The sequence below is a fragment of the Arthrobacter sp. Y3223151 genome, from assembly GCF_059091125.1.
Genome location: NZ_JBNHGI010000011.1, coordinates 1 through 19,754, shown reverse-complemented (window position 1 = coordinate 19,754; position 19,754 = coordinate 1). Strand labels below are relative to the sequence as shown.

Here is a 19,754-nt window from a genome sequence, read left to right as displayed (position 1 = left end):
GACGGCCTGAACAGGGAAGATCGTGAGACTAGTCGCTGTCCTAGCCCATAGGCTCCACGACAGTCCACCTAACGCAACGAAGTAAGTATGAAGGTCAAAAGCAGGGCTGCACCGTGAGTTGGAGGTTTTCTAATCAATCGACGATTGCGGGAGAGGCAAGCTCATCAGCGAGGAATATGTCCCTTCGCGACATATGCCGCCAGATGACATGATCGAGTCGTCGCGGCTCGGTGGGGTATCGAAGAGCGGCTTCCTTGATCAACTCTGCTGCCTGCATCGGAGTCAGACCCTTGCCGACTAAGCCGGTATGTTCCTCCACGAAGCTGATGATCCTGCGGTCCGGTTTCACAGACTGGAATCCGGAAAGAATCAGCAGGTAGTTAAAAGTGACGCCAGACGATTGGCTTGGAAGCTTCAACCACGCCTTCTTTACCCGTTCGAGCGACTCGTCCTTGGCTGCCTCTTCATGCAGCTTTGCTCTGGTCGTGATACCCAAGGACCTCAGCATCTCGGCCGCCTGGCGGATGACTTCCGCCTTAAGCAGTGCGTCCGCCTTCGTATGCGCTGGCTTGTGGTTCTTCACCATGGCCGCCCAAGCGCTGCTTCCGCCTAACTCCTCGAAGGTCTGCAGCAGCTCACTAGCCCCATCGTGGTAAGCATCAGCGCCTTGGGCTTCCCTGTAAGCCACATACTTTTTAACGACGTTTATGACGCTTTGGTAGTGCGAATTAGTCGAGTAGATCGAATCAATGATGGCGAGGGCAAGGCTGTCCAAATAACCATCGGCAGTAATCCACCGGGCCTCGTCGTCGAAGAGTTCGCGGCACTTTTCGGCCAGAATGTCAGCTTCAGCGCTGAGGGTATACGTCATATGGGAACTGTAGCAACGGGCGCTGTAGTCATCGCTTAAGGACGCGGTAGGCACCCGCCGTGTTCGAGACGGCAGTGGCCGCGTGGTGCGGACTCTCATACGGCGGACGCCTGACCAGTTCCGTTAGCGGCACCGTTGTGGCGCTGAGGGAATGTTTAGCGGTAACTTCCGTGACCTGGTAATCCGGGTGGTCAGGCAGGATTCCCAGCAGCCGGTCAGCGAGCATCCTCATTCCTGCATCGGCGGACAACGAGCAGCAGATGATTGCGCTGTCCGCTTCGACACGCGGTCACGTTCGGCAGTCAGGGCGGACCGCCAAGCGGAGCATCAGTGGGCGCGTCACCGCAGCCTGCACAGGGCGGGGCCGCAGCCTCCGTTACCCTGAAGAAGTGATGCGCAGCACGCCCTGGCCTGCGCTCCCTATCAGCAACCGGTTCAGCCTCTCGTCGCGGGATGCGGGGGCCGGCATGCTGCAAGGTACAGGAACGGTTCAGGCCCAGGAAGGACTCGCAGTGAGGATAACTGTCGTCGGAGCCGGCGCGTGGGGATTGCCGGCAGCGGCCGAATTGGCCGGCCGCGGCCATCAGGTCACCCTGATCGACCGCTTCGGCGTATCCAACCCCCTGTCGTCCTCGTACGGGCCGACCCGCATGTGGCGTATTGCCGACCCGGATCCCGGCCGGGTCCGGCTGTCCAGGCTGGGGCTGGAGGCCATGAAGCGGCTCTCGAGCAGGGCAGGGACACCCGTTTTCCTCCAGAAGGGCCTGCTGTGGCGCGACACGATGTCGCTGCCACGCCTGCGGTCGACCCTCCTCGCCGAAGAGGTGCCCTTCGAGGAGGTCTACGCGAACAACGTTGCAGAGTTCCTGCCCGGCTTGAGGCCGGACGGCCGGGACGCCGTCTGGCAGCGGGACGCCGGCGTGGTGCTGGCCGACGTGAGCCTGCAGGCGCAGTTTCGGCTGTTCTCCGCGGCCGGCGGCACCTTCCTGCACGGGGTAACGGTCTCGGAGGTTTCGGCAGCTTCGGGAACCGTCAGCGCTTCCCTCTCCGACAGCAGGCGCGTCGATGCGGACGTGTTGGTGGTTGCGGCCGGTCCGGGGAGCGGCGCCTTGCTCGCACAGCTTGGGTTGCCCGCGCCGCTTCGGCCGTACCTGGAGCAGGTGGTCCACTTCGGCGACGCGCGACGGCGGGGCGCCACCGACGACTACCCCTGCTTCTTCGACGGCCCCACGGATGAAGCGCCCGGCATCTACGCCATGAGCAGCCCCGGCACAGGCTACAAGGTCGGCCTGGACAGTCCGCTGCGGCACTACACCGAGGGGGACGTGGACAGGTCCCCGGATGAGGTGCGCACCCGCATCATCTGCGAACGGGTGCGCCGCGACCTGTTGTCGCTGCACCCTGATGTGCTCGATGCACAGGTCTGCGTGTGGACCGATACCCCCGACGGCAGGTTCGTCGTCGATTCGCCGATCCCCGGCGTCGTCGTTGCCTGTGGGGATGCCGGCGAGGGCTTCAAGTACTCGGCGCTGATGGGCATCATTGTCGCCGACCTGGCCGAGGACAAGCAGCCCGAGGCTGACATCCGCCCCTTTCGGTTGGGCCGCTTCGAGGGCGCGGATAGCGCCGACTGGGGTGTTCCGACCGCGCTGGGCCGCTGACCGGGCGGTCGGAACACCGCGGCACACTCGGTCGAGCAGGTCATGCCTCGACCGGCAAGCCGGCTGCTAACCGCGCAGCCGCTCCCCTTTCGGATCGTAGAACGGGCGACGTGAGACCGTGGCCGCGACGAGCCGGCCCCTGCATTCGACCGTGAACCTCCCGGAGAGGTCCGCGTCCGCGGCGACCGAGGCGAGCCCGACGGCGCGTCCCAGCGTGTAGCCGTAGCTGCCGCTGGTCATGCGGCCCACCGGCACGCCGTCGCAGAACACGGTCTCGTCGTGCACGAACAACGGCTCCGGGTCCTCCAGCGCCACATACACGGTCCGGTACGCGGGCGCCGCCGGATCCAGCTTCGCCACCGCGTCCCGGCCCACGAAGCCGCCCGGCTTGTCCAGCGCCACGGTGAAGCCGAGTCCTGCCGAGTACGGGTCGTCGGCGGGCCCGATGTCATGCCCGAGATGGCGGAAACCCTTCTCGCTGCGCAACGAGTCGAGGGCGTGGTAGCCGGCCAGCCGTACGCCGAGGTCCTGGCCGGCCTCCCACAACGCGTCGAACACGTTGAGGGCCGTGTCCGCGCCCGGGTACAGCTCGTAGCCGAGTTCGCCGACAAAGCTCACCCGCAGGGCGTAGGCGAAACCGTCCGCAACCTCCACGGTCCGCCCCTCGGTGTAGGCCTGGGCCTCGTCCGACCAGTCCGCGGGCGAAACCCGACGGAGCAGTTCCCGGCTCTTCGGTCCCATGACGCCGATCGTCGCCAGGCCGGCCGTCGCATCGAAGACCGCGGCCGCCTTGCCCTGCGCCAGCCGCCGCAGGTACCCCAGCGTCTTGTCCTGGCTGAAGGCGGGCGTCACCACGAGGAACCGGTCTTCCGCCAGCCTGGTGACGGTGCCGTCCAGCTCGATCCCCCCGGCCTCGTTGAGCATCAGGGTGTAGACGGCCTTGCCGACGCGGACGTCGACGTCCGCCGTGCAGGCCTGCTGACAGACCGCCAGCGCGTCCGGACCTGCCACTTCGATCTTCGCGAAGGAGCTCAGGTCGAACAACACCACCCCTTCCCGTGCGCCACGGTGCTCCCCGCCGACGCGGTCGAACCAGTTCTGCCGGCCGTAGCTGTACTCATACTGCGGCGCGGTCCCGGGGTCGCCGTACCAGTTGGCCCGTTCCCAGCCGTTGAGCTCCCCGAAGCAGGCGCCGAGTTCGGCGAGCCGGACGTGCAGCGGCGAGCGCCGCACGTTCCGGGCCGTGGCCGGCTGCAGCTGCGGCCAGTGCATGGCGTAGAGGCGTCCCAGCCCCTCCCGGGTCCGGGCATGGAGGTAGCGCCGGTTGCTCTGGTGCCGCGAGAACCGCTGCACGTCCACCGCGGCCGCATCGAAGCCGGGCGATCCGGAGAACACCCACTCGGCCAGTTCCCGGCCCGCGCCGGGGGCGAAAATGATGCCCTGGGAGTTGAAGCCGGCCGCCACAAAGAGGTTGCGCACCTCGGATGTCTCCCCGAGGACGAAGTTGGAATCGGGGGTGAAGCTTTCCGGGGCGTTAAGGAACCGGTCGTACCGGCTCCGCGCCAGTGCCGGCACCGCCGCCTCGGCCTTGCCGCGGATTGTCGCGAAATGTTCCCAGTCGGGCTCAAACTCCGCGAAACCGCCCGTGCCGATCCCGCTGACGGGCCGCGGCAACCCGTCCGGCTCGAAGGCACCGACCAGCAGCCGCCCCGACTCGTGCCGGATGTAATAGCTGTTATCCAGGTCCCGGAAGACCGGCAGCTCAGGCACGGCGCCGTCGATCTCCCCGGTCCGCACGTGCACGTGCTCGGCGGCATACAGCGGCACGTGCGCCCCGGCGGTCGCTGCCAGGTCGCGCGTCCACAGCCCGCAGGCGAGGATCACCCGTTCGGCCTCTATGGTCCCCTGATCCGTGACGACGCCCGTCACCCCGCCCCGGCTGTGGCGGATGCCGGTGACGGACACGTTTTCGCGCAGGGCGGCGCCGAGCCCGTGGGCGAGCTTGGCGAAGGACAGCGCCGCGTAGCCGGGGTTGATGTGCCCGTCGTCCGGCAGGTAGAGCGCGCCGAGCACGCCGTCGGTCCGGGCCAGCGGCCACAGCCGGCCCAGCCCGGCCGCATCCAGGATCTCCGCCTCGGTGCCGTTGTGGCGGGCCACGTCGCAGGCGTAGTGCATCTCATCCACCCGGCCCGTGGTCCGCGCCACCATCACCGAGCCGGATGGCTGGAACGAGACGTCGAGCCCGGAGCGTTCTTCGAGCGTGCCGTAGGTCTCGAGGCCGTATTTGGCCAGCTTGGTCATCGCCGTCGTCGTCCTCCCGCCGGTCACCAGGCCTGCCGCGTGCCACGTGGTGCCGCTGCCCAGGACGTTGGCTTCGAGCAGGAGGACGTCCGTCTCCCCCGAGGCCGCCAGGTGATACGCAATGCTGGCCCCGATGATTCCCCCGCCCACGACGACGGTGCGCGCCCGGGCGGGCAGCGGCCCGCGGGCCTCTGCGGTGAAGGCGGACGCGCTGATGGTGCGGTCTACGAGCCGGTCCATGGGTTTCCTCGCTTCTGTTGGCGGCAGGTCACGGGCCCGCCGCGCGGCCACCGGGGCCCGCGGTGGATGGGGCTCCCGGCCCGCTGTCCTTCGCGTTAATAATGAATTATTGTGAACGGTATCACAGCACATCGAAGGGAAAACATGAGCCCCGTTGCCGCCCCGGGCCCGGCGCTGCCCCTCGAGGATCAGCCGCGGCGCATGCTCATCCTCGAGGCGGCGGAACGCCTGCTGGCAGCCCGCGGATTTGACGGAATCCGCCTGCGGGACATCTCCACGGAAGCCGGGATCTCCATCGGAATGATCCAGCACTACTTCCCCAGCCGGGACGCCGTGGTCCGCGACATGCTGGTCGCCGCGTGTGAGCGCAGGGCGACGGAGTGGCAGCTGCCCGCACTGCGGCAGGAGGACCCGGCCGCGAAGGTCCGGGCGCTCCTCGCCGGCGCGGTCACGGATCCGGAGCACTGCACCGTCTGGCTGGAATCCTGCGCGGCCGCCAGCAGGCACGGGGAGGTGCAACCCGTTGTGCTGCACACCAACACCCTGTGGCGGAAGGCGCTGGCCGAAGCAATTGCCGCAGGCACGGACGCCGGCCGCTTCACCCCCGCGATCCCGGTGGAACAGATCGTGGACACCCTGGTCGCACTCATCGACGGCCTGATCATGGCCGTGGCCACGAAGGACCCCAAAATCACGCCGGACTACACCGAGTCGCTGCTGCTGGCGGCGGCGCGCCTTCAGCTCGGCGCCGACCTCGGCGAGTGAGCGACCCAGGGACGCCGACCGGTGTTCCGGAGCCCGGTCCGAGACGCGGCTCACAAAAGGATCGGTGAAACGCTTGTTTCGGCTGAACACCCGGGCTAAGGTCGACTAAACACGGTGATAAGTGAGATAAATCACTGCGTTAGGGAAGACTAAAGGAGGTGTTCGATGAGCGGTGCAGCGGATAACGAGCAGCCGATCGGCCAGCGCATTCGTGCGGCCCGGGAACTGCGAAGCATCTCGCTGCGCAGCCTGGCTCAGCTGACCGGCGTCAGCTCGGGTTTCCTGAGCCAGCTGGAAAACGCGCACTCGAACGCCAGCGTCGCCACGCTCAAGAAAATCGCGGAAGCCCTCGGAACGACGACGGCGGAGCTGATCGACGGCACCAGGCCCGAGGGCCGGGTACTGCGCAAGGCCGACCGGCCTGTTTTCCATGCCGGCGACGGCCTCAACAAATACCTGCTCACCGGCTCCCCGCAGCGGAATCTGGAGGTCTACACCGGCGAGCTCGACATGCACGGCGGGACCGGCGAGGAGCTGTACGCCCACGGAAATGCGCAGGAGGTCCTCGTCTGCCTGAAGGGGCGGGTGGAGGTCCGCCTCTCCGGCGAGTCCCATGTCCTGGAAGGCGGTGACAGCGTCGAGTACCTCTCGTCCACGCCGCACGGCCTTCGGAACCTGGCCCACGGCGCGTCCGAGGTCATGTGGATCATCAGCCCTCCGACCATCTAAGGCAGCCAGTCCGGACGACTCGACAGCCGGCGCTTCCGCACTCAGCGTTCCACACGAAAGAGGAGAAATAATGTCAGCAGTTACCACATCCCGCCGCCGGCGGGCCGTCCCGGTCGGAATGGCGGCAGCAGTTGCCCTGCTCGTGTCGGCCTGCGGCGGCGGGGGCAGTGCCGCCTCCGCCGACATCGACCTGGGCACCGGTCCCGCGGAGGCCGGCACGGTCAAGCCCGGCGCCTTGGACGGCCTGAACATGACCTTTGCCTCGTACGGCGGGCTGTACCAGGACGGACAGATGGCGGCGGCAGTGACGCCGTTCGCCGAGGAGTCCGGGGCGAACATCTTGTCCGATGGCCCCATGGAGTACGCAAAAATCCAGGCACAGGTGGAGTCGAACAACGTGACGTGGGACGTCGTCGACACCGATTCGAACTGGGCGGCCGGACAGTGCGGGAAGCTCCTGCAGAAGCTGGACTTCTCGATCATCGACACGTCCAACGTCCCGGAGGGCCTGACCAGCGACTGCTACGTGCCCGCCATGCAGTACGCCACGGTCATGGTGTACAACACCGAAAAGTTCAGCAACGCACCGCAAAGCTGGGCCGATTTCTTCGATACCGAAAAGTTTCCCGGCAAGCGGGCCGTCCAGGGCGCCGACGTCGGAGGCGGCCTTCTGGAGGGCGCCCTGATCGCCGACGGCGTGGCCGAGGAAGACCTGTACCCGCTCGACGTCGAGCGGGCGCTGAAGAAGGTGGACACCATCAAGGACAGCCTCGTGTATTGGACCACGGGCGCCCAGTCGCAGCAGATGCTTGAGGCCGAGGAAGTGGACATGGCCCTGATCTGGTCCGGCCGCGCCTACGGAGCCGTGGAAAACGGCGCCCCGTTCGAGCCGGTCTGGGAGACCGGCGTCGTGGTCATGGATGTCCTGGCCGTTCCCACGAACGCGAAGAACCCGAAGGCCTCGATGGCCCTGATCAACTACGCGCTCGGCAAGGAACAGCAGGAGAAGCTCACGGAGGAAACCTCGTATTCCCCGGTCCACGTGGACGCCAAGCCGGCGGTGAATGAAAACGGCAAGAAGTTCCTGATCACCGAGCCGGAGATCGCCGACAAGGTCCTGGTCTCCGACTTCGCATGGTGGGGCGAGAACTACGCCGCGACCCTGGAACGCTGGACGGCCTGGGTCTCCTAATGAGCAATGCAGTCAAAGACCCCGTCCGGCCGGCAGACCCGGCCGGCCGGACGGGGAATGGCGAGGCCGGCGCGGCCCCGGCGGCCGGAAGGCGCCCGCGGCTGAGTCCGCTGTTGTTGTTGCTCCCGGCGCTGGCGCTGATGGCCGGCGTGTTCGCCTATCCGCTGGCCGAGGCCATGTGGCGCAGCGTGGCGGACCCCGTGCCCGGCACGCAGAACTACGAGTGGTTTGCCGCCAACGCCGGCAACTGGGCCGTGCTCGGCCGGACCCTGTGGGTCGCGCTGCTGTCCGCGGCCATCTGCCTGGTGCTGGCTTACCCGTATGCGTACTTCATGGTGATTTCGGGCCCGAAGGTGCGCGCCGCGCTGGTGGTCATTGTCCTCATACCGTTCTGGACGTCGCTGATGATCCGCAGCTTCGCGTGGATCATCCTGCTGCAGGACAACGGCCTGATCAACGGCATGCTCGGGTTCCTGGGGCTGGGGCCGTTCGAGCTGATCCGCAACACCACCGGCGTCCTGATCGGCATGGTCCAGGTGCTGCTGCCGTTCATGGTGCTGCCGCTGTATGCGTCGATGCGGAACGTGGACCTGCGGCTGCTGCAGGCCTCCAGCAGCCTGGGCGCCGCGCCCTTCGTCTCCTTCACCCGGATCTTCATGCCGCTGGCCATGCCCGGCGTGGTGTCCGGCTCCCTGCTGGTCTTCATCCAGGCGCTCGGCTTCTACATCACCCCGGCGCTGCTCGGTTCGCCGTCCGAGATGCTGATCTCGCAATACATCTACGTGCAGGTCAATGGCCAGCTCCAGTGGGGTCGCGGCAGCGTACTGGGCGTCATCCTGCTTCTTGCCACGCTGCTGCTGCTGGGCCTGTTGGCGCTGCTGCTGCGCAAGAGCAAACGTGCCGCCGGTGACGAAGGAGGACTGCTGTGAAACATTCCGTGCTGACCCGGTCCCTGCTGCTGGTCTATGCGGGCCTGGTGGCCGCCATCTTGATCGCGCCGACCTCGATCGTCATCCCGCTCAGTTTTACGGACAAGGCCTCGCTGAGTTTCCCGCCGTCGGGCTGGTCGCTGCGCTGGTATGAGAATTTCTTCACCGACCGGGCGTGGATGTCCGCCCTCGGCAATTCAATACTGATCGCCGTCATCGTTGCCGTCGCGGCGACCGTCATCGGCACCGCGGCGTCGATGGGCCTGCAGAAGTTCGTCCGGCGCCGGGCCGCCAAGACGCTGCAGGCACTGCTGCTGGCCCCGATCGTGGTGCCGGCGATCATCCTCGCCATCGGCGTCTACGCGATCTTCCTGCGGCTGCAGATGCTGGGCACCCTGACCGGCTTCGTGCTCGCCCACACGGTCCTGGCCGTGCCGTTCGTGGTGGTCTCCGTCACGGCGGCCCTCAGCGGTTTCGATCAGCGGCTGGCGACGGCGGCCGCCAGCCTGGGCGCGAACCGGTGGTCCACGTTCCTGAGGGTCATCCTGCCGTCCATCCTGCCCGGCGTCGTATCGGGCGCGCTCTTCGCCTTCGTGACCTCGTTCGACGAGGTCGTGCTGTCCATCTTCATTAAAAGTCCGTACCTGGAAACGCTGCCCGTCAAGATGTATTCGTCCGTCACCAGGGACACGGACCCAACCATCGCGGCCGCAGCAACCTTGATCATGCTCTTGACGACAATCATCATTGCCGTCGGGCTGCTCAGTATGCGTAGGAGGAAACGTGTCCAGTAAGCTCACCGGGGCCGGCACCCGGATCGACATCCAGAATGTCACCAAGCGCTATGCCAAATCCACCGCCGTGGACGACGTCTCGCTGAGCATCGAGCCGGGTGAATTCATCACCCTGCTCGGCCCGTCCGGCAGCGGCAAGACGACCACGCTGAACCTCGTGGCCGGCTTCACGGACCTGACCAGCGGCTCGATCGAAATCGACGGCCAGCGCGTGGACAACGTGCCGGCGCACAAGCGCGGGCTCGGCGTCGTTTTCCAGCACTACGCCCTGTTCCCGCACATGAGCGTCGCCGAGAACATCGCGTTTCCGCTGCAGCAGCGCAAGACCCCCAAGTCCGAACAGCAAACGCTGATTGCCGAGGCACTCAAGACCGTCGGCCTGTCCGGCTATGAGGACCGCTACCCGCGCGAACTCTCCGGCGGCCAACAGCAGCGCGTCGCCTTCGCCCGCGCCATGGTCTTCAACCCCCGGGCGCTGCTCATGGACGAGCCGCTGGGCGCGCTGGACAAGAACCTGCGCGAGAAGCTGCAACTGGAGATCAAGCGGATCCACCAGGAAGTCGGCCGCACCTTCGTCTTCGTCACCCATGACCAGGAAGAAGCCCTGATCCTCAGCGACCGCATCGCCATCTTCAACAACGGCAGGATCGAGCAGGTCGGTACGAGCGCCGAGCTCTACGAGCGCCCCTCCAGCCTGTTCGTCGCCAAGTTCATGGGCGAGTCCACCATCTTCCGTGCCGACGTCGATACGGCCGGCCCGGAGTGGTCTATGGACTTCCACGGGGCCACGCTCCGCGGCCCCGCCGGCCGGAGCGTCTCCGGCAAGGGCGCCCTGGTCCTGCGGCCCGAGCAGCTGCGCGTCGCGCCGAAGGCAGAGGAAGCCCCCGGCGGCGCCGTCACCGTCCCGGTCAAGGTGGTCCAGAACATCTATCTGGGCTCCGGCCACAAGTACGAACTGCAGCTGCCCGACGGCTCAACCGGCATCGTCCGCACCCCCCTGTCCGAAAGCAACGGCCTGCGGCCCGGAGACGATGCCGTCGTCTACTGGTCCGCCCGGGACGGCGTGCTGCTCGAAGACTCCGACCTCGTCTCCACGACCTAGGAAACCCCACCATGAGCAAAAAAATGATCAACGAGACGGCCTCGACGGTCAACGGCAACGTTTCCTTCTGGTTTGCTGAGGACGGGCTGCCCGCGCCCCGGCCGGCCCTGGCCGGCGACACGACGGCCGATGTCGCCATCGTCGGCGCCGGCTATACCGGGCTGTGGACGGCGTACTACCTCAAGAAGGCCCGGCCGGAGCTGGACATCGTCGTGCTCGAGAGCCGCTTCGCCGGCTTCGGCGCCTCGGGCCGCAACGGCGGCTGGTTGACCAACAGCATCACCGGCGGCCGCGGCCAGTACGTCAAGGCGCACGGCCGTGCGCTGGTGGGCCGGTTCCAGACGCTGCTGAACGAGACGGTGGACGAGGTCATCGCGGTCGCCGGCGCGGAGGGCATCGACGCCGGTGTCCGCAAGGGCGGCGAGCTGAATGTGGCCCGCAACCAGGCCCAGCTGGAACGGCTCAAGGCCCTGGCCGCAGCCGAGGCCGAGTGGCCCGAGGCCGGCGTCCGCCTGCTGAGCGCGGCGGAAAGCAACGAGCGGGTCCGGATTGCCGGCACGCTTGGCGCCGTCCACCAGCCGCACTGCGCCCGGATCCACCCGTCCAAGCTGGTGCGCGGCCTGGCGGAGAGGGTGGAAGCCTTGGGCGTGCGCATCTACGAGGACACCACCGTCACCGAGATCAGCCCCCGGCTGGCGCGGACGGAGAAGGGTGACGTCCGGGCCGAGTACATTCTGCGGGCGACGGAGGGCTTCACCGCGAACCTGAAGGGCTCGCACCGCGAATGGCTGCCGATGAATTCGTCGATGATCGCCACCGAGCCCCTCGGCGACGACGTCTGGGCGGCGATCGGGTGGAATGAGTTCGACACCGTGGGCGACATGGCGCACGCCTACATGTACGCCCAGCGCACGGCCGATAACCGGATTGCGCTCGGCGGGCGCGGCGTGCCCTACCGGTTTGGCTCCAAGACGGACACGGACGGGGCCACCCAGCCCGAGACCATCCAGAATCTGGCCGCGATCCTGCACGACATGTTCCCGGCCACCCGCGGTGCACGGATCGACCATGCCTGGGCCGGTGTGCTGGGCGTGCCGCGCGACTGGAAGGCCACCGTCGGGCTGGACCGGGAGACCGGCATCGGCTGGGCCGGAGGGTATGTCGGCACCGGCGTGACCGCGACAAACCTGGCCGGCCGCACCCTGCGCGACCTGGTGCTGGACACGGAGAGCGAATTGACCACCATGCCGTGGGTGAACCGCCGGGTGCGCACTTGGGAAGTGGAACCCCTGCGCTGGATTGCCGTCCAGGCCATGTACGCGGCGTACTACGCCGCGGACAAGTCGGAAAACTCCGGCCGCACCTCAACCTCCCCGATCGCCAAGGCCGCAGACCTTATCTCCGGCCGCGCCTGAAGTACTCCGCGCTGGTCGGGCGGCGCGACCATGCCCGCCCGACCAGCGCGCTCGCCTGATGAAAGGATAAACCATGTCCATTGACACCATTCACCTGCCGGCTGCACCCCACGTCACGCTGGGAACACCCGAGCCCAAGCCCACGGCGGTCACCAAGGGCCAGCACGAGGCATCGCGGGAGCTCTGGAGCGCGGACAGCCTCAACGTGGGTATCTGGGAGTGCTCCCCCGGTTTGTTCACCGCGGTGCGGGACGGCTACCACGAGGTCTGCCAGATCCTGGCCGGGCGGGTAACCATCACCGCCGAGGGGCAGAATCCGGTGGAAGCGGCCGCCGGCGACACCGTCGTCATGCCCGCCGGTTGGAAGGGCACGTGGGAAGTCCACGACACCGTCCGCAAGACCTACATCACCTTGGACGGGGTCGGCGGCCAGTAGCCGGTCAGCCGCCGAGCCCGCCCTTGGGCAGGGTGAGGTCGTCGTTCTTGGCCAGTTCCTCGACGTTGACGTCCTTGAACGTGATCACGCGGACGGATTTCACGAACCGGGCGGAACGGTAGACGTCCCACACCCATGCGTCCTGCAGGGTCAGGTCGAAGTAGATCTCGCCGTCGGCAGAGCGCGCCTGCAGGTCCACGTGGTTGGCCAGGTAGAAGCGGCGCTCGGTCTCCACGACGTAGCTGAACAGGCCGGCGACATCGCGGTACTCCCGGTAGAGCTGCAGCTCCATGTCGGTCTCGTAGTTCTCAAGGTCTTCGGCGCTCATGTATCCATCCTGCCCCAGATTGCCCCGCGGCGTTTACTCCGCGAGTTCGACGGCGGGCATCAGCGGTTCCTCGGGGGTCAGCCGCCAGCTTCGGCGGTGCAGCTCCGAGGGACCGATGCCCTGCAGGGCGGCGCGGTGCGCGGCGGTGGCGTAGCCCTTGTTGATGTCCCAGGCGTAGTCCGGATAGTCCGCGGCGTAGCCGGTCATCATCGCGTCGCGCTCCACCTTCGCCAGCACGCTGGCCGCGGCCACGCTGAGGCACTGCAGGTCCGCCTTGATCCTGGTCCGGACCGGCGCGTCGCAGCCGGGCTGCGCGACGTCGTCGAAAAGCGACGGCTCCCCCGCCGACAGCCAGTCGTGGTTGCCGTCGAGGATCACGATGTCCGGGCGCGCGGTGGCCAGCACCTGGCCCCAGGCCCGCGCGCCGGCCAGCCGCAGGGCCGCCATCAGGCCCAGCGCATCGATTTCGGCCGCGCTAGCATGCCCCACACCGTAGGCCGTCGCCCACTTGTGGATCTTGGGCACCAGGGCCACCCGGTCCGCCGGGCTGAGCAGTTTGCTGTCGCGGACGCCGCGGATTTGCTTGGCCGAGGTCGCGTCGATGGCCACCATCCCTACGCTGACCGGTCCGGCCAGGGCCCCGCGGCCCACTTCGTCCGCGCCGGCTACCAGCCGGTGTCCCGCCTCTGCGAAGGACCGCTCGAAGCGTAGCGTGGGGTTCCTGCCGGTCACGGTGTCCCGTCCCGCCGGGCCAGGGCCGGCTTCCCGCTGCCGGAGGCTTCGGACGGTTCCGGGACGCCGTCGAAGACCTCGGGGTAATTGCCCAGGAAGCCCAGCCGGTCCAGCGGCCAGGCGATGACGCTGGCCTTGCCCTCGACGGACTCGAGGTCCACGAAGCCCCTCGACGCCTCGTCCTGGTGTTCGCGCGAGTCCGCGGAATGGTTCCGGTTATCGCCCATGACCCAGATTTTACCCTCGGGCACCGTCACGTCGAAGGGAATCCGGGTGTTGTCCGAGCCCGGGGCCAGGTAGGGATCCTCGTCCAGCGGCTCCCCGTTGACCGAGATGCGGCCGTCGGCGTCGCAACAAACCACCTGGTCACCGCCGAGGCCAATAACGCGCTTGACCAGGTGCTGCTGCGACGCATCCGGCATCAGCCCGACGAAGGTGAGGATCTGCTGGAACCAGTTGCCTTCCTCCACCCCGTTCGGCGGCAGCCAGTTGAGCTCGTCCTGGAAAACCACCACGTCGCCGCGGCTGAGCTCAAACGGCTGCGGGACCAGCAGGTTCACGAAGATCCGGTCGTCGACCTCGAGCGTGTCCTCCATGGAGGTGGACGGGATGAAGAAGGCGCGGAAGAGGAAGGTCTTGATCAGGAACGAAAGGACGACGGCGACCGCGACGATCGTGGCGATCTCCTTCAGCCACGACAACAGGGAGTTCCGGCCGGCGCTCTTGCGGTCGCTCTGCCGTTCGCGCTGGCGTTCGCGCTTTCGCGGCCCGGAGGCATCCGGCTGATACCCGCCAGTGTCCTTCGGGTCCTGGTCCATACTCACTATCCTCGATTCTCCGCTGGCTGGGCATCCAACTGTATCCGGTCCAGCCCGGACACCCGGTCGAGCGGCCAGATGATGCTCAGCGGGCGGCCAAGGACGCGCTCGACGGGGACCATGCCGCCGCCCGGCGCGCCGAGGAGGGCCCGCGAATCGGCCGAGGCCGACCGGTGGTCCCCCATCAGCCACAATCTATCCTTGGGCACCTGGACCGAGAACTCCACCTCGCTGGGCGCGTCGCCGGGAAAGAGGTAATCCTCCTCGATCGGCTCGCCGTTGGCCAGCAGCCGCCCATCCGGGCCGCAGCACTCGACCGAGTCGCCCGGCAGGCCGATCACGCGCTTCACGTAGATGGTGTCGCTGCCGGCGATGCCCAGCCACTGGCCGGCCTGCTGCGCGGCGTCCACGAACGGGGACCTGCCGCTGTTGAAGGGCGCGAACGAGCCCCGCCCGTCGAAGACCACCAGGTCGCCCCGCCGGATCCCGCCGAAGTGGTAGTCGGTGCGGGACACCAGGACACGGTCGCCGGTCTCCAGCAGCGGCTCCATCGAGCCGGACGGGATGTAGTAGACGTCCAGCAGCGTGGCGCGCACGACGGCGCTGAGCACCACGGCGCAGGCGACGACGGCCAACACAAAACGCCAGCCCGGAAGTCCGGGCCGGCGTCTTGGTTGTTCCCCCGAGGCTTCGGGGAAACCAGGGAGGTGCTGCACTGGTTAGGTCAAGAAGTTGCCGGTGGGCAACTTTACTTGGCGGTGCCGAAGTCGCGCTTCTCCTTGATGCGGGCAGCCTTGCCGTGGCGCTTGCGCATGTAGTACAGCTTGGCGCGGCGCACGTCGCCCTTGGTCACGACCTCGATGTGGTCGATGATCGGGGAGTGTACCGGGAAGGTACGCTCCACGCCCACGCCGAAGGAAACCTTGCGGACGGTGAAGGTCTCGCGGACACCATGGCCCTGGCGGCCCATGACGAAACCCTGGAAGACCTGGATACGGGCGGTCTTGCCTTCGATGATGTTCACGTGCACCTTAACGGTGTCGCCGGCGCGGAACTCGGGAACGTCGCTGCGCAGCGATGCTGCGTCAACAGAGTCGAGGATATGCATTTCTCACTCCTGGTGAACGCCACAGGTCATTCACTTTGGTCACGGCAGGACGGTCAGGCGATGCCTGCAACAGTCGCTGCCGAAATTCAAGAAACCGGCCATCCGGGAATCGGCGGCCGGAGAGTCCGGCTGTTGGCGACGCTCCCCCTGTGGCAGGAACGTGCCCAGCGGACACAATCCTCTATTTTGCCACACGGCAGGGCCCAAGCTCTAATTCCGCAGCGGACCAAGCCCTAATTCCGGCGCGGCTGAAGCTCCGGGTGGGCCGATTCCGGCAGGACCCGCTCGGGCGTGACGGTGTAGCCGAGTCCGGCCAGCGTGGCGCGGTCCTGTTTGTCCAGGGTCTCCGGATCCAGGGCCAGGACCAGGTCAGGGCGGCGCTCGGCGGTGCGGCGCAGCTGTTCGTCGCGGCGGTGCCGGGCAATCTTGGCGTGGTTGCCGCTGAGCAGCACGTCCGGGATACCGCGGCCGCGCCACTCGGAGGGTTTGGTGTAGACCGGATACTCCAGCAGCCCATCCGAGTGGGACTCCTCCACCAGCGAATCGGGGTTGCCGACGACGCCGGGGACCAGCCGGCCCACGGCCTCGACCATCGCCAGCACGGCCACCTCTCCCCCGTTGAGCACGTAGTCGCCGAGGCTGACCGGGCGGACCCGGAAATGCCCGCCCGCCCAGTCGAGGACGCGCTCGTCGATGCCTTCGTAGCGGCCGCAGGCGAACACCAGGTGGTCCTCGGCGGCCAGTTCGTAGGCGAGGGCCTGGTTGAAGACCTCGCCGGCCGGGGACGGGACGATCAGGACGGGCCGGGCGGCGGCCGGTTCGGGGACCGTGTCCGCGACGGGGTCCGGGCGGGCCGGCGGCTCTCCGCCGGAGCCCGCGGCAACGACCGACTCGAGCGCCTGCGCCCACGGTTCGGGCTTCATGACCATGCCGGCGCCGCCGCCGTACGGGGTGTCGTCGACGGTGCGGTGGCGGTCGGTGGTGAAGTCGCGCAGGTCGTGGACCTGCAACTGCAGCAACCCGTCCTGGCGCGCCTTGCCGATCAGCGACAGGTCCAGCGCGGCCAGGTACTCCGGGAAGATGCTGACGACGTCGATGCGCACCTAGCGCTCCCCCTCGCCGTCGTCGGGGGTCTCCTGCGCATCCGGCGAGTTCAGCTCGAACAGCCCGGCCGGCGGCGTGAGCCGGACATAGCCCGCCTCCACGTCCACCTCCGGCACGATCTCCTCGACGAACGGCACGAGGACTTCCCCGCCGTTCAGGTCCTCCACGATCAGCAGGTCCTGGGCGGGCATGGTGTTCAGGCCGGAGACCTTGCCGACCACGTCTTCCCCGATGCGCACGTCGAGGCCGACGAGCTCGTGCTCGTACCAGGCGTCGTCGTCGTCCTCGACGTCCTCGGTGTCGACGAAGAGCCTGGCGCCGCGGAGTTCTTCGGCGCCGTTGCGGTCGGCGACTTCATGGAAACCCAGCAGCAGGATGTCCTTGTTCCAGCGGGCACTGCGCACCGTCAGCGGCCCCAGGCCGGCCGGCTCCACGGTCAGCTCGACGTCGGGGACAAAGCGATCGGCGGGAGCGTCGGTCAGCACCTGGACCGTGACCTCGCCCCGGATGCCGTGCGGCTTGCCGATCCGGGCAACTTGTACCTGCATGCAGACTCCTTTGGAAGAAAAACGTCCGGCCCCTGGACCATTATCTGGTACAGGGGCCGGAGGTTATGGAATGGGTGCCCGGCTCGATGCCGGGCAGGCGCCGATCCGGATCAGCGGCGGCGGTCGGTATCGACCACATCCACGCGGACCTGGTCATCGGCCAAGGCGTTCACCACGGTGCGCAGTGCGCGGGCGGTGCGGCCCTGGCGGCCGATGACGCGGCCCAGATCCTCCGGATGAACACGCACCTCGATGATGTCACCGCGGCGGCTGCTCTTCTGCGTGACCTTGACGTCGTCAGGACTGTCAACGATCCCGCGGACCAGATGATCGAGCGCTTCGGCCAGCATTACTCAGCCTTTTCGGCTTCGTCTGCGGCTGCTTCCTCGGCCGGAGCCTCGGCAGCTTCTTCCTTCTTGGCCTTCGGGGTGATGGCCTCGGGGACGATCACGGAATCCTTCTCGGGAGCCACGAAGGCCTCCTTGGCAGCCTTGGTCTTGAGGGTGCCTTCCTGGCCCTCAATGCCCTTGTGCTTCTGCCAGTCGCCCGTGATCTTGAGCAGAACTTCGGCCTGCTCGGTCGGCTGGGCGCCGACGCCGAGCCAGTACTGGGCACGCTCGGAGTTGATCTCGATGAACGAGGGCTCTTCGGTCGGGTGGTACTGCCCGATCTCTTCGATGGCACGGCCATCGCGCTTGGCGCGGGCATCCATGACAACGACGCGGTAGTGGGCAGAGAACTTCTTACCGAAGCGCTTAAGGCGAATCTTTACGGCCACTGTTGTGGTCACTCCTGGTTCTGAAAATGGGCGAACCCGTATGTCTGCTCCCGTGGGGCGGGCCATGGTTGGGGTTCAAAGGACAAGATACACACGCGGAGAGAGGGGCCGCGCAGATCGAGTACCTGTCTATTGTGCCAGACAGGAACCAATCCGCGCGACTTGACGACGGCGGCGCGTTGCCGCCGGTTCCGCGGCAGGCACTTCAGGCCGCCCGCCCCGGGAAACGTCAGGCTTCGGCGGTCGTGGACCAGACGTAGAGCTGCTGGCGTTCGGCCTGCTCCGCCTGCGACGCCAGCTGTGCTATCCGGCGCACGTTGTCTTCGGCGATGGCGCCGCTGAACGGCATGTCCTCTTCGGCCGCCCACCGCGAGGCGACCTCCGGAATCAGGGAGGCACCGTCGTCGTCGGTGTAGGTCAGCAGTTCGGCCAGCGACTGGACCATGGCATCCGGGGCCACCATCAGGTAGTCGCTGGAGACGTCGGCCATGTCCAGCGCCTCGCCGCCGGCGGCGCCGACGGCCTTGGCAGCCAGGCCGCCGAGAATTTCGATCTCCAGGTCGGTGACTCCGTTGAGGCGGAGGCTGGGCGCATCCCCGACCTCGGTCATCGGCCCGTCGGTATCCCCGCGGGAGTCGACACTGGCCTCGAGCTCGGCGGCGCGCCGGACGGCGGCATCGTGGGTGGCGACGAAGATTTCGGTGGTTCCGGACATCTGCAGGTCCTTCCGCGGCTAGACCAAGTGGTACCTCTTCAGCCTAGCCGCACCGGGCGGGATTCCGCCTTAGCCGACGGCGACGCGCAGCTGGTTGCGCCACGGGTCCTCGAAGCGCAGCTCGGCGCCGGTGTGGTGGTGGGCGATACCGGCGCTGGTGAGGCGTTCGGTCAGGGCGCCGACCTCGTCCTCGGTCGGCACGTGGATCAGCACCTCGCCCAGGCCGAGCGTGTCCTTGCGCGGCCCGGCCCCGCGGCTGTTCCAGACGTTCATGGCCATGTGGTGGTGGTAGCCGCCGGCGGCGACGAACAGTGCCTGGCCGTGCCAGCCGGCGGTGCGTTCGAAGCCGAGGGTCTTCACGTAGAACTCCTCGGCGACGTTGGTGTCGCCGACCTGCAGGTGCACGTGACCGATTCCGGCGCCGGCCTCGCGCTGGCTGGAGAGCGACTCCTCGGTCAGGTGACTCTGCAGGTAGGTCTGGGGGTTGAGGGCCAGGCTGTCCATGTGGACCTCCTTGCCGCCGGCGGTCTCGTTCCAGGACCACTGGTCGCGCGGGCGGTCCCAGTAGAGCTCGATGCCGTTGCCCTCCGGGTCGGTGAAGTAGAACGCCTCGCTGACCAGGTGGTCGGCGCTGCCGGCGAACCGGGAGGGGTCGGTCTGCGCCGCGGTGGCCACGGTGGCGGCCAGGTCCGACTGGTTCTCGAACAGGAAGGCGGTGTGGAACAGGCCGGCCTCGCCGCGGGACGGCAGCTGCAGCCCGTTGGCCGGGGCCAGGTGGAGCAGCGGCGTGGTGCCGCGGCCCAGGTAAACCCCGCCGAGTCCCTCGGAGACCGGGTCCAGCCCCAGCGCCTGCTGGTAGTAGTTGGTCATGTTCTTCATGTCGCCGACCTTGAGCATCACGGTGCCCATGCTGAGGTCGGCCGAGAGCAGGTCCTGGGGGTTTACTTGAATGTTCATGCAATTAACAATACTTGAAGCTTCATGTTTATTCCAGTCCGAGCGCGTGCCGGTGTATCCGTGGTCAGCGGCGGCGCCGGTAGGCCAGGTAGCTGCCCAGCGCCACGTCTCCGGCGGCCTGCAACACCAGCCCCAGCGCGCCGGCCCGCAGGAACCGGGAGTTTGCGGGCCGGCGTCCGGCGGCGCGGAACAGCAGGGCGGCAGCATCTTCGCCGATACCCACCGCCGCGA

23 protein-coding genes are annotated in these 19,754 nt (G+C 67.4%); 9 read left to right on the top strand and 14 right to left on the bottom strand.

The annotated features are described in order from the left end of the window. Positions 1-133: 133 nt before the first annotated feature. Both AC5RUP_RS13925 and AC5RUP_RS13920 read right to left on the bottom strand, forming a co-directional pair. Positions 134-871 carry a DUF8548 family protein gene (locus AC5RUP_RS13925; RefSeq protein ID WP_494153679.1) on the bottom strand — a complete coding sequence of 246 codons (738 nt, stop codon included), beginning with the start codon at positions 869-871 and terminating at the stop codon, positions 134-136. A 28-nt stretch (positions 872-899) separates the two neighbouring features. Next, positions 900-1,103 carry an ATP-binding protein gene (locus AC5RUP_RS13920; protein ID WP_494153678.1) on the bottom strand — a complete coding sequence of 68 codons (204 nt, stop codon included), beginning with the start codon at positions 1,101-1,103 and terminating at the stop codon, positions 900-902. Between the two features lie 280 nt (positions 1,104-1,383). Between AC5RUP_RS13920 and AC5RUP_RS13915 the strand changes: the two genes are divergently transcribed. Further along, positions 1,384-2,532 (top strand): NAD(P)/FAD-dependent oxidoreductase, encoded by a 1,149-nt coding sequence (locus AC5RUP_RS13915; protein WP_494153677.1) that lies wholly within the window; start codon positions 1,384-1,386, stop codon positions 2,530-2,532. Between the two features lie 66 nt (positions 2,533-2,598). Here the strand turns inward: AC5RUP_RS13915 and AC5RUP_RS13910 are convergent, their stop codons facing one another. Beyond that, complete coding sequence (locus tag AC5RUP_RS13910) at positions 2,599-5,073, bottom strand: GcvT family protein (protein WP_494153676.1); 2,475 nt, start codon at positions 5,071-5,073, stop codon at positions 2,599-2,601. A 144-nt stretch (positions 5,074-5,217) separates the two neighbouring features. On the opposite strand from AC5RUP_RS13910, the gene AC5RUP_RS13905 reads away from it, so the two are divergent. The 8 genes from AC5RUP_RS13905 to AC5RUP_RS13870 all read left to right on the top strand — a co-directional run bounded on the left by AC5RUP_RS13905 (position 5,218) and on the right by AC5RUP_RS13870 (position 12,435). Further along, positions 5,218-5,838 carry a TetR/AcrR family transcriptional regulator gene (locus AC5RUP_RS13905; RefSeq protein ID WP_494153675.1) on the top strand — a complete coding sequence of 207 codons (621 nt, stop codon included), beginning with the start codon at positions 5,218-5,220 and terminating at the stop codon, positions 5,836-5,838. Positions 5,839-6,003: 165 nt separating this feature from the next. Next, positions 6,004-6,567: a helix-turn-helix domain-containing protein gene (locus AC5RUP_RS13900; RefSeq protein WP_494153674.1), complete on the top strand. Its 564-nt coding sequence runs from the start codon at positions 6,004-6,006 to the stop codon at positions 6,565-6,567. 70 nt (positions 6,568-6,637) lie between these two features. Beyond that, positions 6,638-7,759 (top strand): ABC transporter substrate-binding protein, encoded by a 1,122-nt coding sequence (locus tag AC5RUP_RS13895; RefSeq protein WP_494153673.1) that lies wholly within the window; start codon positions 6,638-6,640, stop codon positions 7,757-7,759. Next, positions 7,759-8,688, top strand: a complete 930-nt coding sequence (locus AC5RUP_RS13890; RefSeq protein WP_494153672.1) for an ABC transporter permease — start codon at positions 7,759-7,761, stop codon at positions 8,686-8,688. The genes AC5RUP_RS13895 and AC5RUP_RS13890 overlap by 1 nt, the downstream gene beginning before the upstream one ends. Then, a complete protein-coding gene (locus AC5RUP_RS13885; RefSeq protein ID WP_494067019.1) occupies positions 8,685-9,482 on the top strand; it encodes an ABC transporter permease in 798 nt (265 codons plus the stop codon). The genes AC5RUP_RS13890 and AC5RUP_RS13885 overlap by 4 nt, the downstream gene beginning before the upstream one ends. Next, entirely contained in the window at positions 9,472-10,584 is a 1,113-nt protein-coding gene (locus AC5RUP_RS13880; RefSeq protein ID WP_494153671.1) for an ABC transporter ATP-binding protein, read from the top strand. Before AC5RUP_RS13885 ends, AC5RUP_RS13880 begins: the two co-directional genes overlap by 11 nt. Positions 10,585-10,595: 11 nt before the next feature. Beyond that, on the top strand, positions 10,596-11,999 hold the full coding sequence (locus tag AC5RUP_RS13875) for an NAD(P)/FAD-dependent oxidoreductase (protein ID WP_494153670.1): 1,404 nt from the start codon (positions 10,596-10,598) through the stop codon (positions 11,997-11,999). A gap of 73 nt (positions 12,000-12,072) precedes the next feature. Next, positions 12,073-12,435 carry a cupin domain-containing protein gene (locus AC5RUP_RS13870; RefSeq protein ID WP_494091229.1) on the top strand — a complete coding sequence of 121 codons (363 nt, stop codon included), beginning with the start codon at positions 12,073-12,075 and terminating at the stop codon, positions 12,433-12,435. A gap of 4 nt (positions 12,436-12,439) precedes the next feature. Here AC5RUP_RS13870 and AC5RUP_RS13865 read toward each other — a convergent pair whose 3' ends face one another. The 11 genes from AC5RUP_RS13865 to AC5RUP_RS13815 form a co-directional block, all read right to left on the bottom strand. Continuing rightward, positions 12,440-12,763: a DUF2469 domain-containing protein gene (locus AC5RUP_RS13865; RefSeq protein ID WP_493999960.1), complete on the bottom strand. Its 324-nt coding sequence runs from the start codon at positions 12,761-12,763 to the stop codon at positions 12,440-12,442. A gap of 33 nt (positions 12,764-12,796) precedes the next feature. Beyond that, the gene (gene rnhB, locus AC5RUP_RS13860; protein ID WP_494067023.1) at positions 12,797-13,495 is read right to left on the bottom strand and encodes a ribonuclease HII; all 699 of its coding nucleotides are present in this window, start codon (positions 13,493-13,495) and stop codon (positions 12,797-12,799) included. Continuing rightward, the gene (lepB, locus tag AC5RUP_RS13855) at positions 13,492-14,313 is read right to left on the bottom strand and encodes a signal peptidase I (RefSeq protein WP_494154895.1); all 822 of its coding nucleotides are present in this window, start codon (positions 14,311-14,313) and stop codon (positions 13,492-13,494) included. The genes rnhB and lepB (AC5RUP_RS13855) overlap by 4 nt, the downstream gene beginning before the upstream one ends. Before the next feature lie 5 nt (positions 14,314-14,318). Next, positions 14,319-14,948 carry a signal peptidase I gene (gene lepB, locus AC5RUP_RS13850; protein ID WP_494154896.1) on the bottom strand — a complete coding sequence of 210 codons (630 nt, stop codon included), beginning with the start codon at positions 14,946-14,948 and terminating at the stop codon, positions 14,319-14,321. 113 nt (positions 14,949-15,061) lie between these two features. After that, positions 15,062-15,421: a 50S ribosomal protein L19 gene (rplS, locus tag AC5RUP_RS13845; RefSeq protein WP_493941266.1), complete on the bottom strand. Its 360-nt coding sequence runs from the start codon at positions 15,419-15,421 to the stop codon at positions 15,062-15,064. A gap of 233 nt (positions 15,422-15,654) precedes the next feature. Next, the gene (gene trmD / locus AC5RUP_RS13840; protein WP_494158663.1) at positions 15,655-16,524 is read right to left on the bottom strand and encodes a tRNA (guanosine(37)-N1)-methyltransferase TrmD; all 870 of its coding nucleotides are present in this window, start codon (positions 16,522-16,524) and stop codon (positions 15,655-15,657) included. Next, positions 16,525-17,073 carry a ribosome maturation factor RimM gene (gene rimM, locus AC5RUP_RS13835; protein ID WP_494154844.1) on the bottom strand — a complete coding sequence of 183 codons (549 nt, stop codon included), beginning with the start codon at positions 17,071-17,073 and terminating at the stop codon, positions 16,525-16,527. Positions 17,074-17,183: 110 nt separating this feature from the next. Further along, positions 17,184-17,423 carry an RNA-binding protein gene (locus tag AC5RUP_RS13830; RefSeq protein ID WP_494154845.1) on the bottom strand — a complete coding sequence of 80 codons (240 nt, stop codon included), beginning with the start codon at positions 17,421-17,423 and terminating at the stop codon, positions 17,184-17,186. Next, positions 17,423-17,851 carry a 30S ribosomal protein S16 gene (rpsP, locus tag AC5RUP_RS13825; RefSeq protein ID WP_494067028.1) on the bottom strand — a complete coding sequence of 143 codons (429 nt, stop codon included), beginning with the start codon at positions 17,849-17,851 and terminating at the stop codon, positions 17,423-17,425. The genes AC5RUP_RS13830 and rpsP overlap by 1 nt, the downstream gene beginning before the upstream one ends. 229 nt (positions 17,852-18,080) lie before the next feature. Continuing rightward, the gene (locus AC5RUP_RS13820) at positions 18,081-18,566 is read right to left on the bottom strand and encodes a hypothetical protein (protein WP_494131690.1); all 486 of its coding nucleotides are present in this window, start codon (positions 18,564-18,566) and stop codon (positions 18,081-18,083) included. A 69-nt stretch (positions 18,567-18,635) separates the two neighbouring features. Continuing rightward, complete coding sequence (locus AC5RUP_RS13815) at positions 18,636-19,523, bottom strand: VOC family protein (protein WP_494091222.1); 888 nt, start codon at positions 19,521-19,523, stop codon at positions 18,636-18,638. Positions 19,524-19,754 lie beyond the last annotated feature (231 nt).